Source organism: Kribbella kalugense, from assembly GCF_004365875.1.
Taxonomy (GTDB): Bacteria; Actinomycetota; Actinomycetes; order Propionibacteriales; family Kribbellaceae; genus Kribbella; species Kribbella kalugense.
Genome location: NZ_SODF01000003.1, coordinates 1173710 through 1186346, shown reverse-complemented (window position 1 = coordinate 1186346; position 12637 = coordinate 1173710). Strand labels below are relative to the sequence as shown.

Here is a 12637-nt window from a genome sequence, read left to right as displayed (position 1 = left end):
ATGCTCCCTGACATGTCAGATAGCTCCGGGGGGAGCGGGGAGCGGGGGAGTCGCTGCGATGCGTGACATCGCACTGATTCTGCATGTCGTCGCCGGGGTCCTCGCCGTGGTGTTCGGCCCGCTCGCGATCGTCACGACCCTGCGTCGGCACGGACTGAACTGGGTCGGCGAGGTCTACCACTGGACGATCGCCCTGGTCTGCCTGTCCGCGGTGGTGATGGTCCCGTACGACTGGGGCCGGCTCTGGTACTTCTGGCCGATCAGCATCGCGTCGTACCTGTTCGTGTACCTCGGCCAGCGCGCAGCCGAAGCCCCCGGCGGCCTCTGGTACCGCGGCGTCCTCCGCGGCTACGGCGGCGGCTGGATAGCCCTCTGGACCGCAGTAGCCATCGTCAGCCTCCCCCACCACCCCTGGACCTGGGCCATCCCCATCGTCGTCGGCTCAACCGTCATCGAATGGCTGTGCTTCAACCCATCCCGGAGCTGGGCCCACCCAGCCCCAACCCGCTACTAGCGGACGGCTGGGCACTGCTTGAGGGATGTCAAGCCTTCTCGGAGTCCTGCCGATAGGGAACGACTCGTCTGGGTCGCTCGACTCGCGTGTTTCCGGACTCGGTTGCGGAGGCGCGCTCGTAGTCGGTCAGTACCTCGAACACCCGAGGCGCCTCGAACAAGCGGTAACGCTTCTGGTCGCCGACGGGTCGGATGACCTTAGCGGCACTGAGGTTGTCGATTGCCGCAAAGGCTGCAGACCGACTGGCTTGGGTCAATCGAATGACGTCGTCGGCGGTGACAACAGGATTGGCGATCAGCTGGGACAGCAGACGATCCGCCGCACTGCCGGTCCGCGGCCGCGCGGCCGTGCGCCAGTCGCGCTGCACTTCCTGGAGTAGTTGTTGCAAGTTCACCGCGTCGGCCGTAGCCCGGCGGGTGGCGCTGAGAAAGAGGTCCAGCCAGGCGCGGATGCCCGCGAGGGCTTCCGGGCCGTTGGCGTCGCCGAGGTAACGGAACTGGGTGAGAGCGCCGACATAGGCAGCGGCGCGAGTTGCGAGGGCGAGACTGATCGGCGGGACAAAGTTCCGGGCCAGGCCTCGACGTTTGAGAACCACCTGAATCAAGGCGCGTCCGGTACGCCCGTTGCCGTCCGCGAAGGGGTGGATCGTCTCGAACTGCGCATGCACGAGCCCTGCCTGCACCGTGCCTGGAAGGTCATCGCGGTTAATGAAGAGACAGAGGTCGTCGAGGAGCTGTGGAAGCTGGTCAGGTGGTGGCGGAACGAACACCGCCTGGCAGGGGTTGAAGTCGTTTCCACCGATCCAGTTCTGCGTCGTGCGCAGGTGGCCGCCGATGTCAGGCTGGTCAGAATGCTCCATCAGTGCTGCGTGGATATCGAGCAGATCGTGTAGCTGGACTGTCTCAACCGTCGCGACGTCGTCGACAGCGTGCCGCATCGCGATGACGTTGCCCAGAACCGCGTCGGCGGTGGCATCGCGATCCGGTATGCCGGCTGCGACTCGGGCCTCGTGTGTAGCCAGGCGCCTGCTGTTGACCTGCAAGCCCTCGATCTTGGACGAGGCAACTGCCTCCGCGCGTAATAGAAAGCGAGCCAGCTGTTCGAGGCCGTTGTCCGGGCCTCCTTCGAACGCGGCCAGAGCCCGCTCGGTGTCCGCCACATCAGCAGCAAGCTCTGTACTCATATCCAGCGCGTGAGCGCTCAGAAGATCTGGCACGTACGCCGTGTACTCACACGGCCGTCTGTGCTTGCGCGGCCCGAAGGCGTCTGGGGTTGCACGCCAGATGGCAGTGAGTTGCCGACTCAAACCTGGACTCCCTCTCTTCTAAGTCCAGGTTACCTTAACAACCTGGACTTAGCGGAATCCAAGTCCTGCTTCTTAGGCCTGGCCGGCCTGTTCTTCGGGGGTGGATTTGCGGACTACCAGGCGGGTCCAGGCGCCCACGTAGATGCGGTCGTCGGGGTTCAGTTCCTGGCGTTGGCCGGGGATGATCGGGTCTTCGGGGAGGGGGCCGGCGGCAGGGGCGATGTAGGTGCCGTTGGAGGACTGGAGGTCCTCGACCCACCAGCGCTGGCCGTCGGTGGTGAGTTGGGCCTGGCGGCGGCTGACGCCGGTGTCGTCGCCGCAGTCGATCTCGGGCGAGATGCCGCGGCTGCGGGACGGGCGGCCGATCAGCAGGCTCTTCTCGGTCAACGGGATCACCGCGGGCAGGCCAGGTGACGGACAAGGGTCGTCACTCTGCTGTACGGCGTACCAGTCCGGATCGACCCAGCGCTCGACGACCCATTCGGCGATCGCGGCCGGCGCGGACGGGGTCGGGGCAGGCAGGCCGGCGGACAGGTCGAGCGAGGACGCGGGCCGCGGCATCGTGCCGGTGGTGAAGTCGTAGCCGCAGTTCTCGCAGAACAGCGCGTCTGCCGAGGCTGCCTCCGAGCAGTTCGGGCACGCCTGTCCCGACGGCGCCGGAGCCGGCGTAGCGGGTGCAGCGTCCGGAGTGGGCGCAGCGACGGTGGCTGCCGGAGTGGCAGCGGTGCCGATGGGCAGGCCGCAGACGTCGCAGTAGTCGGTTGAGGTGGACGGGTGCCCACTCGGACAGTTGACGGTCATTTCCTCACCCGGGTGGTCTTGGTGGAGGCCGTGTCGAGCGCCATCTCGTCGGCTTTCTCGACTGTGCGCTTGAGCCGCACCGTACCCGCTTCCTGGTCGTCGATGTCGACAACCTTGCGCAGCCGGGTGGTCGCTTCCTCGTTGCCGGTCGCGGCGGCGAGCTGGACCGCGCGGCCGAGCTTGGTGGTCGCGGTCGCGGTGTCACCGGCGGCCTTCGCGGCCAGACCGTCCTGGATCGCCTGCGCCAGCTCGGTCTGCCCGGTGTAGTGGGCGACCTCCGGGCTGATCCGGGTGGTGAGCGCGTCGTCGGCCGACCACAGCGCCTTCACCAGGCTCTGCGCGACCACGTCGTTGCCCAGCACCAGCTGGACCCGCGCGGCGAGCTGCTCCTGCCCGATCGCCTTCGCGGCCAGCCGGATCGCCACGTGGTAGTCGCGGGACTCGTCGCCCCACGACCCGGTCGGGTACGAGCCGGTCAGCGGATTGACCGCAGTACGCCGGGCTGTCAGGTCCTCGACCGTCGGGGCGACCTGGCGGACGAACAGGACCTCGGCACCCTGTGGCGCCCAGACCCGCAGGTCGGCCTGCGCGACACCGCGGCCCATCGCGTTCTGGATCAGCTTGGAGAACTCGGCGGCCAGCTGGTCCGGCGCCGGGATGATGTCGACGGTCCCGAGTAGCGCCTGGGCGATCCGCCGTACCTCGTCCACCTGCCAGGCCACGCCGACGCCGCGGGTGTCGCACTGGAACTGACCGGTGACCGACTGGATCGCCTGGGTCAGCGCCTCGGGCGTCTCGTGCTGGTTCTCACCGTCGGTCAGCAGGATCGCGTGCTTCTGCGTCAGCGACGGCACGGTCGCGAAGACCCGTGAGGCGAGCCGCAGCCAGGTGCCCATCGCGGTCCCGCCGTCGGCGTAGAACCGGGACACCGCGTCCTTTGCCGCCTGCCGCGTGTACGAGTCCATCCTGACCATCACCGGCTCCGCCGACGGCGGGAACGCCAGTTGCGCGCGGTCGTTGCCGGAGATGACCGCGAACCAGACCCCGTCGAGGATCTGGTCGAGCGCGGTCTGTGCGGCGTACGCCGCTGCCTGGACGCCGTCCCGGCCCATCGAGCCGGAGGTGTCGACGATGATGATCTCGCCCGCGTCGCCGCTGCCGGACTGCCCGGCCGCCCCGGCGCCGGTGCACTTCACCGTGACGATGGCGTGTACGTCGGTCCCGCCGTCGGGCAGGAACTCGTTCTGGTAGACGGTGGCGGTGAAGTCGGCCATCTCGGGTCCCTTCCTAGATACGCGCTAGCGCGACGGTGATGTTGTCTTGGCCACCCTGGGCGTTGGCCCAGTCGACCAGGGCGGACGCAGTGGCCTTCGGTTCGCCACCACAGCCCGCAGCTGTTTGACGGACCAGGTCGGCCAGCGGTGCCGCCTCGGAGCAGTAGTTCCACAGACCGTCTGAGCAGACGACCAGCCAGCCCGGTCCGGTCACGTGGATCGTTGTGGTCCGCGGCGTGTGGTCCGGTGCGTCCTTGCCGAGCCAACGGGTGATCGCGTGCGCGTGCGGGCCGGACTCGGCCTCCTCGCGGGAGATGCCGGTGGCGATCAGCTCGGCCGCCCACGAGTCGTCGACGGTCAGCGCGACCGGCTCGGCTTCGTCCGGGAACCAGTACGCGCGACTGTCGCCGACGTTGCCGGCCACCAGCAGACCGTCCTCCAGCACCGCCGCCACGAACGTGCAGGACGCCGGGTTCGGGCTGTCGGGACTGGTGTTGTCCAGTACGGCGTCACTCGCAGCGTCGGCCGCCGCCTTGAGCCGGGCCGCGATCGCACTGCCCCGCGACGAGTCGGTGCCGAGACCCTTTGCGTGCCCGGCCTGCAGCACCTCGCACGCTGCTCGGGCCGCGGCCAGTGACGCGACGTCGGAGTCGAGTGACGAGCTGACGCCGTCGCAGACCACCAACAGCGCCCGACTGCCCGGCTCAGCGTCCGCTCCGAGGGCCATGGCGTCCTCGTTCCGGCTGTGCCGGATGCCGCGGTCGCACACCCCGGCCACCCAGGGCGCGGGCTGCTCCTCGAAGTGGTCCCGCAGCTTGGCCGCCTTCGTACCGCAGGTCTCGCAGTACCCCTCCGCGCCGACGGTGCCGCCGCAGGACTGGCACGGGCCGACCTGGTCCACGGGGACCGTGCTGATCTCGATGGTCGGCTCGGTGTCGGTGTCCAACGCCGGAGTGGTCGGGCTGGTGGCGCTGCCGGGGTTGAGCTCGGTGCCGCAGGCCTCGCAGAAGCGATCCGCCTCGGACACCGGGCCGCCACAGCTGGGGCAGACCGTTTCGGTCGTACTCGTCATTGCAACGTCCATCCTCGAACCTCGTTGGCCTGGTCGACCAGGGCGATCCGTTCCGTCCGGGTCTGAGCCTGGTCGGCCAGCAACCGGTAGGTGGCCTCGAGCCCGTTCCGCAGAGAGGTCTCGGTGGCTGCCCGTCCGTCGATCCGCAGAGCCTCCTGCGGACCGGACTGCTGTACCTCGGTCAGCGCGGTCCGGAACACGTCCGCGGCCAGGTTGGCCCGGTCGACCGGGTCGATGGTCAGCGTCGCGATGCTGTCCATCGCCTGGGCGAGCGCGGGAAGGCCACGCCCCGATCCTGCCAGCAACCCGGCTCGCTGGCGACGGGCCCGTACATACGCGCCGCTGGTCCGGGGGACCAGGTCGAGCGCGCCGAGTGCTCCGTCGAGGTCGTTGCGCTGGGTCCGGATCGCCGCCAGGCCGAAGGCCGACGGTGCGATGTAGTTGGCGTCCGTCCGCGCACAGGTCAGGTAGAGGCCCTCGGCAACGTCGTACTCGTTGCTGTGCTCACAGGCGATCGCCAGCGCCAGTTTCGGCCCCAGCTCACCCGGCACCTGGCCGTAGACGGCGTTGAACGCGGACTGCGCAGCAGCCGAGTCCCCGCGGGCCAGAGCGACCAGTCCGGCCATCCAGACCGCCCGCCACTCCCACGGGTCCGCGTTGAGTAGGTCAGCCACCGCAGTGTCGACCAGGTCGTAGCGGTCGGGTCCGACCTCCAGTGCGGCCTCCGCGACCTCCAGCAGGGTCTGCGGGGACTGCTCCGGCGCGTCGATCAGCAGCTCGAGTCGCTTGGTCGCGTCCGGCACGCTGACCGTCTTCAGCCAGCCGGCCATCTTGTCGCTGTCGTCCGGTGCCAGTGACGGCAGCTGCTGCCACGGCTCGACCAGGTCGCCCAGTCCGGTCGACTTGTCACCCGGCGTACCGAACAGAAGCGATGACGCCGAGTGCTGGGCCGCCTTGGTGCCCTGCTTGTCCGCGACCACTTCACGCAGTACGCCGAGAAGCTGCACGCGGAACTCGTCGGCGGACTGGAACCGGTCCGCCGGGTCCGTCGCACATGCCTTGAGCAACAACCGGTACACCGAGTCGTACTTCTGGAACAGCGGTACTTCGCTCACCGGCGGCAGCGAGTCGACGTACCGGCCCTGGTAGCCGCGGAACTCCATCGCCAGCACGCACAGCGTCCGGCCGAGCGTGTAGATGTCGGAGGCAACAGACGGCCCGACCTCGGCCACCTCGGGCGCCTGGAACCCGACCGTGCCGTAGATCGCCGAGTCCAAGTCGTCGATCCGCCGGACTCCACCGAGGTCGATCAGCTTGACCGCGTCGCCGACCTGGATGATGTTGTCCGGTTTAAAGTCGCAGTACACCAGGCCGAGGTCGTGCAGGTACGAGAACGCCGGCAGGATCTCCAGCAGGTAGGCGATCGCCTGGTCGATCGGCAGCGCGTCGTACTGGCCGTGGTTGGCTTCCATCCGCTGCTTGAGCAGGGTCTTCAGCGAGGTGCCGCCGACGTACTCCATCACGATGTAGCCGGCGCCGTCGTGCGTGACGAAGTTGTAGATCTCGACGATCAGCGGGTGCTCGACGCGGGCCAGGAACTGCTGCTCGGCGATCGCCGCGGCGACCGCGTCCGGGTCCTCGGAGTTGAGCAGGCCCTTCAGCACCACCCAGCGGTCGGACACGTTCTTGTCCTGGGCCATGTAGATCCAGCCGAAACCGCCGTGGGCCAGGCAGCCGCGCACCTCATACTGACCGCCGACCAGGTCGCCGGCCTTCAGCTTCGGCGAGAACGAGAACCGGTTGCGGCATTTCGGGCAGAAGCCGTCGGTCCGGCCAGGCTGGCCGGCGCGGGACCGGCCGACCGGGTTGCCGCAGTTCGGGCAGTTCCGGCGGTCCTCCGGGACCTGCGGGTTGGCCAGGATCGCTTTGCTGGCGTCGATCGCGGGGATCGACGGTACGTGGGTCAGTCCGGCGCCGAGTCGCGCACCGCGCAGGCGGGTGGACGACGTACCGAGCTTGCGGGTCAGCTTCGAGCCGGCCTGGGCGGCGCGGGCGGAGCCGAGCGGCGTGGAGGCCAGGCGGTTGGATGCGCGGGAGACGGTCGACACCGAGCTGATCTGGTCCGGGACTTCGGCAGCTGTTGCGGGGGAGCCGCAGACGTCGCAGTACCCGTCCACATAGGTGCCGGTGCATCCCGGTTGCGTGCAGGCGCCGGTCGCCGCCGCCGGGGCTGCAGTTGGCTGGCTTGGAGCGGCCGCGGCGGGTGAGCCGCACACGTCGCAGTACCCGTCCACGATCGAGCCGGTACAACCCGGCTGGGTGCAGGTCGTCATTTCGTCCCTTCCAGGTAGGCCTGGTAGGCCGCTACCAGTGCACCGAGACGAGCCAGGTCCACCGGCTCCTTCTGGGTCACCGCTCGGCCGCGCCGGTACAACTCGGCGAGATCTTCGTTGCCCGGGGCAACACTTGCCGCCTTCACCTGATAGGCGTCCAGCAGTTGAGTCAGCTCGTCACGTCGTCCGAGCGCGGTGCCGTACGCCGCCTGCGCCTGACCGAGCGCCCGTCGTACCGCGTCCAGCCGGTGCAGGTACTTCTCCAGCTCGGCCGGGGTGTTCGGCACCGGCCCGAGCGCAGTGACATCGGGTACGGCGAGACGCGGGGCCGGACTGACTGTCGCGACAGCCTTGTCGGCCAGCGCGCGGACCGCCGTACCTTGAGCTTCCAGTTCGCCGCGCACCGTGCGGGCGCGGGCGACGTCGGCGGCTCGCTCCTTGCGGGTAGCCGCGCCGACGATGAGGTCGCGTTCGGCCCGCGCGGCGTCGATCTCGAACGGCCCGATCAGGCCGCCGATGTCCGCGCCACGTTTGTTGCGGTCGGCAAGGTCCGTCAGCCGTCGGTCGAGGTCGTGGTGCTGAGCCAGCGCCTGGTCGCGGACGTTCGCCGGCTCCAGCTTGACCAGATCGCTGATCCGCTCCACCTGTGCACGCAACTGCCGCAGCCGAGCGGCCAAGTCGGCGTCATCTGGATCGAGTGCGAGCTTGGCGCGAAGAGTGGCCGCGAGTGCATCTGACAATTTGCATGCCTCAGGCAACGAAACGGCGAGCGAGCCGCCGGCGCCACCGGCATCGAGTCCGCCCCAGATCAGCGCCGAGATCCGCTCGGTCTCCGTCGGCCCGACCCGCCCCGAGTCCCAGGTCACCAGGATCAACTCGTACCGGTCCGACACCGCCTTCCAGACCGTCATACTCAGCACGACGTCCGCACTCAACGCATCCCCGTCCGGCGAATGCAGCGCAGCCTGATCCAGCTCGTCCAGCTCAGCCTTCCGCCGATCCCGCCACTCCCCAAGCGCCCCAAGAAACGAGAGCAACTCCGAAGCCGGAACGCTACTTCCCATCCGCCCCGGCGAAGCAGGCGCCGAAACCGTCGGCGTACGAACTGTCATTGGGCTCGGCCGTAGGCGGGTGTCGGCGCGGCCTTCAGCGGGCCGAGGTCAGGACCAAGCCACGTGTTGTACGACTTCATCCAATCGGAGTTGGCAGGATCGGGGCCCGCCTTCATCTTCTCGAGCACGCCGTTGACGAACTTGACGAAGTCCACGTTCGCCTTGTTGATGCCCAGGCCGTACGGTTCGTTGCTGATCCGCTCCGAGAGCACTTTCGCGTACGGATCCTGCGCCGCATCACCGGCCAGCACGGTGTCGTCACCGCTGATCGCGTCCGCCTTGCCCTGCTGGAACAGCACCAGGCAGCCGGTGTCGCTGTCGGCCGTGACGGCCTTGATCTTTGGGTTCGCCTTCTTGAGGTTGTCCAGGCTGGTCGAGCCGGCCGGGGCACACACCGTCTTGTCAGACAGGTCGCCGAGCCCGGTCGCCTTCGAGTCCCGTTGGACGAGTGTCTTCTGGCCCGAGAGGTAGTACTCGGCCGAGAACGCGATCAGCCTCCAGCGATCGCAGTTGATCGTCATGTTCCGCGCGACGATGTCGACGGTGTTGTTCTGCAGCACCGGGATCCGCTGCGGGCTGGAGATCACCCGCAACTCGAGGTGGCCCACGTCGGTGCCGAAGATCGCCGTCGCGACCGCCTTGAGCATGTCGATGTCGAATCCCTCGATCTTGCCGTTGAGCGGGTTGCGGGAGCCGAGGTGCAGGCTGTCCGCGGAGACCCCGGCGATCAGCCGGCCGCGGTCCTGGATCTTCTTCATCGTCGTTCCGGGCGTCATCTGCATCGGCGCGGGCAGCGGGCTGTCGGGCCTGTACGACTGCAGCTCGGTGCTCTTGTCACACGGCGCCGTTGTCGTGGGCGCGGCCGAGGTCGTCGGCGTTGTGGGCTCCGGTGGGATCTGAGTTGCCGCGTAGTTGCCGGAACTGCAGGCAGTCAGCAGGAGCGCCGCGGCGGCCGCGATCGGGATGAGCTTCTTCATCGGTACTCCTCCAGTCGCTGCGATACGCCCCAGGCGACCAAGAGCGCGACCACGATGCCAAGGGGGATACCCAGCCAGCCGATCGGCGGGAGGCCATGGCGCGCGTCGTCCAGATTCTTCTGGACCGCGCTGCTCGTGTCGTTCAGTTGTGCCGACAGCTCACCGTCGAGCGAGTCGAAGGCCGTCACCGAACTGGCGATCTGGCTTTTGCCAACGGCGATGGCTACTGCGCCGTCCCAGTTGCCCTGCGTGGCGTCCAGTGTCCGGATCTGGCCGTGGACCGTTTTGTAGTTGGTCCAACGGGTTTGCAGGTCGGCGTCGCCGTAGCCGAGCTTGCCGAGTTGCGCGTCCACCGTGTCGGCTGACGCGTTGTAGGCCTTGTCGAACGCGTCGCCGGAGCCGCGCGCGATCAACGTGAGGCTCTCGTTCGACCGCGCGTCGAACGCCGCGATCCGAGCTTGCGACAGGGCCAGCATCCGCTCGTACTCCGCCTTGCGGGTGTCGTTCGCCGAGCCGGACGCGCCGGCGAGCGCGATCCCGCCGATGGCTGTGGTGAGCAGGACGACGATGGCGCCGGCGGCGATCGGGAGGTTGACGTAGCGGTGCGTACGGCGGGCCAGCCAGCGCAGTGTGATCGCGAGAATCACCAGGCTGAGCAGACCGCCGACGAGGATCCAGACGGTGCCGTGGCCGACGCCGTCGAACTCGGTGTCAACGCGCTTCTCGTTCGCGTCGACCAGAGCCTTCACCAAGGGCAGCGAGTCGTCCTGGATTACCGAGTTGGCGTCCTTCAAGTACTGGGAACCGATCGGGAGACCCTGGCGGTTGTTCGCGCGAGCCTGCTCGATCAGGCCTTCATAGGTGATCAGGGTCTTGTTCAGCGCGCTGAGCACTTCGCGGTCCGCGGGCTGCGCGGTGGCAGCCTCGGCGATCAGGCCGGCGGCCGCGGCCATCGAGTTGACGAAGCTCGCACGCTCATCCGGCGGCTCCAGACCACCGACGAGGAAGGCGTTGGTCGCGTCGGCGTTCGCGCTGACCAGGTTGGTGTGGATCGACTGGATCCGGAGCAGCTGGGCGGCGTTGTCCTGGGCGCGTTGGAGGGCGCCGCTGGACTGCTGGAATCCCTGCGCGGCAGCCACGCCGAACAGCACACTCATCGCCGCGGCAACGATCAGGAAGGCGCGCATCCGGCCCGGCGTACCGTCGAACCACTGTGCGACCGCGCTCCGGCGGCTTGGGGTCGGGGAGGCCTGTTGCGTCGTGCCGGGAGGGGCGGGCGGCGACCAAGTTGCTGGGGGTGGTGCGCTCTGCGTCTGGGTCACGCCTGTTCTCCTTGCTCGTCCTCGGTTACGGCCGGAGGAGGTTCTTCTTCGGTCGTAAGGGAGTCTTCGGTCAGGTCTGCGGCGAGGATCTGACGCAGTTGGTCGGTTGTCGGTGCCGTGACGTCGCGGAGTCGCCAGGCGTGGCGGCCGATGGCGGCCTCGAGTACGTTGCGGGCGAAGCGGCCGTTGCCGAACGAGCTGTCCCGCGGTGTGACGGCGAGGATCTCCCGGAACTTCTCCAGCGACTCCGGGACCAGTTCGTAGTCGGCGGCTTCGGTGAGGCCGGCGAGGATGTCGGTCAGCTCGTCGTCGCTGTAGTTCTCGAACTCGATCGTGGTCCGGAACCGGCTGGCCAGGCCCGGGTTCGCGGCGATGAACGCCTCCATCGGCTCGGGGTACCCGGCGACGATCACGACCAGGTCGTCGCGCCGGTCCTCCATCTCCTTGACCAGCGTGTCGACGGCTTCCCGCCCGTACTGGTCGGCGCCGGTGTCACCCGCGGTCAGGCTGTACGCCTCGTCGATGAACAGCACCCCGCCGGCCGCGGACGCGACCACCTCGGCGGTCTTCGTCGCGGTCTGCCCGAGGTACCCGGCGACGAGCTCGGACCGGTCGACCTCGATCAACTGCCCCTTCGACAGCAGGCCGAGCGCCTTGTAGATCCCGCTCACCAACCGCGCGACGGTGGTCTTCCCGGTGCCCGGATTCCCCACGAACACGAGGTGCCGCGTGATCGTCGGACTCTTCAGCCCGGCTTCGGCCCGCAGTTTCTCCACCCGCAGTACGGCGACCTGCCGGTGCACCTCTTGCTTCACCCGAGCCAACCCCGTCAGCCCGTCCAACTCACCCAGCAACTCCTCAACTGTCTTCTGAGGAACCTCTACTGCTTTTTCCTCAACTGGTTGTGGAGTTGCTGCTGTGGGAGTGGGAGCAACCTGTAGCGGGCGTGCACCCGCCGCCTGCAGTTGCGCGGCAGCGGCCACTGAAGCATTGCCTACTACTCGCATCGTCGGTTCGCCCAGCGTACAGGCTGCTGACGCGACCTCGGCCAGCGCTTCGGCGTACGCCGCCTTCTCTACTGAGCTGTTGGCGATCAGCTCGGTCAGCACCGCGGTCGGTGCGCCCCGCCAACGACGACCCCGCACGGCGGCGTCGAAGAAGTCCTGTGTCGTGCCGTCCGGCACTGCCTTCGCCCAGTCAGCAGAGGCACCCGGTGCCGACTCCGCCAGGGCAGCGGCCAGTGAGAGCGCCTCGGTCCGCGCCGTCTCTTCCGCGACGCCGGCACGAGCGGCGACCGTCAGCAGCGCCGACAGAGCCTCCTGTAGTCCCCCCGCGCTGCTCATTTCCCTCCTCGTCCTGGTGGTGGTGCCAGCGGCCCGGACGGCCCCAGATCCGGTGGTGGGGTCGACCCTGTCGGACCGAGCGCCAAGCCTCCGCCGGTGGAGCCGGTGCCGAACTTTTCCTGCAGGAACCTGCCATGCGCGATCAGCGCCGCCGCGTCAGCGCGGTTCACCGCGTCGAACACCTTGTCCATCGTTGCGGCCAAGAGGTCCAACTGGTCGATCAGGATCATCAGCGACGTCTTGCCGCGGTCGACCGGCCGGGTGTCCGCCCACTGCCGCGGCAGCCGCAGGTACCCGCCGATCGCCTCCGGCAGATAGTCGGTCGCCGTCGCCATCACGGAGTACGCCTGCGCACTGCCGCCCAGGTTCCCGAGTCGCGGGATGGTCTCGCGGACGACGCGGACCACCCGCCCGACCCGGGACGCGACGACGGCCGGTACGGCGCCGCCCGCGACCAACTCCTCGACGCGGACGAGCGCGGCCAGCAGATCGTCGTTCGTCGGCGGCCGGGAGATCGGGGCAGGCTCGGGCTCCTCCTTGCGGCCGGTCAGCCGCGCGAAGAAGTCACCGATCGCCATGCAGT

At 68.5% G+C, this 12637-nt stretch carries 11 protein-coding genes; 1 reads left to right on the top strand and 10 read right to left on the bottom strand.

Features of this window, described 5'->3' with window-relative positions:
* The first annotated feature begins 58 nt into the window (after positions 1 to 58).
* Complete coding sequence (locus EV650_RS37185; protein ID WP_134123822.1) at positions 59 to 514, top strand: hypothetical protein; 456 nt, start codon at positions 59 to 61, stop codon at positions 512 to 514.
* 28 nt (positions 515 to 542) lie between these two features.
* Here EV650_RS37185 and EV650_RS37180 read toward each other — a convergent pair whose 3' ends face one another.
* The 10 genes from EV650_RS37180 to EV650_RS37135 all read right to left on the bottom strand — a co-directional run bounded on the left by EV650_RS37180 (position 543) and on the right by EV650_RS37135 (position 12632).
* Positions 543 to 1730, bottom strand: coding sequence for a Fic family protein (locus tag EV650_RS37180; RefSeq protein ID WP_134123821.1), 1188 nt, complete (start codon positions 1728 to 1730; stop codon positions 543 to 545).
* A gap of 162 nt (positions 1731 to 1892) precedes the next feature.
* Positions 1893 to 2621 carry an FHA domain-containing protein gene (locus EV650_RS37175; RefSeq protein ID WP_134123820.1) on the bottom strand — a complete coding sequence of 243 codons (729 nt, stop codon included), beginning with the start codon at positions 2619 to 2621 and terminating at the stop codon, positions 1893 to 1895.
* Positions 2618 to 3895, bottom strand: a complete 1278-nt coding sequence (locus EV650_RS37170) for a vWA domain-containing protein (RefSeq protein WP_134123819.1) — start codon at positions 3893 to 3895, stop codon at positions 2618 to 2620. The genes EV650_RS37175 and EV650_RS37170 overlap by 4 nt, the downstream gene beginning before the upstream one ends.
* A 13-nt stretch (positions 3896 to 3908) precedes the next feature.
* Positions 3909 to 4979: a PP2C family protein-serine/threonine phosphatase gene (locus EV650_RS37165; protein ID WP_134123818.1), complete on the bottom strand. Its 1071-nt coding sequence runs from the start codon at positions 4977 to 4979 to the stop codon at positions 3909 to 3911.
* Complete coding sequence (locus EV650_RS37160; protein WP_134123817.1) at positions 4964 to 7300, bottom strand: serine/threonine-protein kinase; 2337 nt, start codon at positions 7298 to 7300, stop codon at positions 4964 to 4966. Before EV650_RS37160 ends, EV650_RS37165 begins: the two co-directional genes overlap by 16 nt.
* Positions 7297 to 8412 (bottom strand): hypothetical protein, encoded by a 1116-nt coding sequence (locus EV650_RS37155; protein ID WP_134123816.1) that lies wholly within the window; start codon positions 8410 to 8412, stop codon positions 7297 to 7299. Before EV650_RS37155 ends, EV650_RS37160 begins: the two co-directional genes overlap by 4 nt.
* A complete protein-coding gene (locus tag EV650_RS37150) occupies positions 8409 to 9389 on the bottom strand; it encodes a glutamate ABC transporter substrate-binding protein (protein WP_134123815.1) in 981 nt (326 codons plus the stop codon). Before EV650_RS37150 ends, EV650_RS37155 begins: the two co-directional genes overlap by 4 nt.
* Positions 9386 to 10711, bottom strand: coding sequence for a GlnX family signal transduction membrane protein (locus EV650_RS37145; RefSeq protein ID WP_134123814.1), 1326 nt, complete (start codon positions 10709 to 10711; stop codon positions 9386 to 9388). Before EV650_RS37145 ends, EV650_RS37150 begins: the two co-directional genes overlap by 4 nt.
* Positions 10708 to 12054: an AAA family ATPase gene (locus EV650_RS37140; RefSeq protein WP_134123813.1), complete on the bottom strand. Its 1347-nt coding sequence runs from the start codon at positions 12052 to 12054 to the stop codon at positions 10708 to 10710. Before EV650_RS37140 ends, EV650_RS37145 begins: the two co-directional genes overlap by 4 nt.
* Complete coding sequence (locus EV650_RS37135; RefSeq protein ID WP_134123812.1) at positions 12051 to 12632, bottom strand: hypothetical protein; 582 nt, start codon at positions 12630 to 12632, stop codon at positions 12051 to 12053. The genes EV650_RS37140 and EV650_RS37135 overlap by 4 nt, the downstream gene beginning before the upstream one ends.
* Positions 12633 to 12637: the final 5 nt, after the last annotated feature.

Bases quoted from the DNA above. Each gene is read 5' to 3' on its own strand.
- EV650_RS37175 (WP_134123820.1), bottom strand. From the start codon at position 2,621: ATGACCGTCAACTGTCCGAGTGGGCACCCGTCCACCTCAACCGACTAC.
- EV650_RS37155 (WP_134123816.1), bottom strand. From the start codon at position 8,412: ATGACAGTTCGTACGCCGACGGTTTCGGCGCCTGCTTCGCCGGGGCGG.
- EV650_RS37160 (WP_134123817.1), bottom strand. From the start codon at position 7,300: ATGACGACCTGCACCCAGCCGGGTTGTACCGGCTCGATCGTGGACGGG.
- EV650_RS37170 (WP_134123819.1), bottom strand. From the start codon at position 3,895: ATGGCCGACTTCACCGCCACCGTCTACCAGAACGAGTTCCTGCCCGAC.
- EV650_RS37140 (WP_134123813.1), bottom strand. From the start codon at position 12,054: ATGAGCAGCGCGGGGGGACTACAGGAGGCTCTGTCGGCGCTGCTGACG.
- EV650_RS37150 (WP_134123815.1), bottom strand. From the start codon at position 9,389: ATGAAGAAGCTCATCCCGATCGCGGCCGCCGCGGCGCTCCTGCTGACT.
- EV650_RS37135 (WP_134123812.1), bottom strand. From the start codon at position 12,632: ATGGCGATCGGTGACTTCTTCGCGCGGCTGACCGGCCGCAAGGAGGAG.
- EV650_RS37165 (WP_134123818.1), bottom strand. From the start codon at position 4,979: ATGGACGTTGCAATGACGAGTACGACCGAAACGGTCTGCCCCAGCTGT.
- EV650_RS37185 (WP_134123822.1), top strand. From the start codon at position 59: ATGCGTGACATCGCACTGATTCTGCATGTCGTCGCCGGGGTCCTCGCC.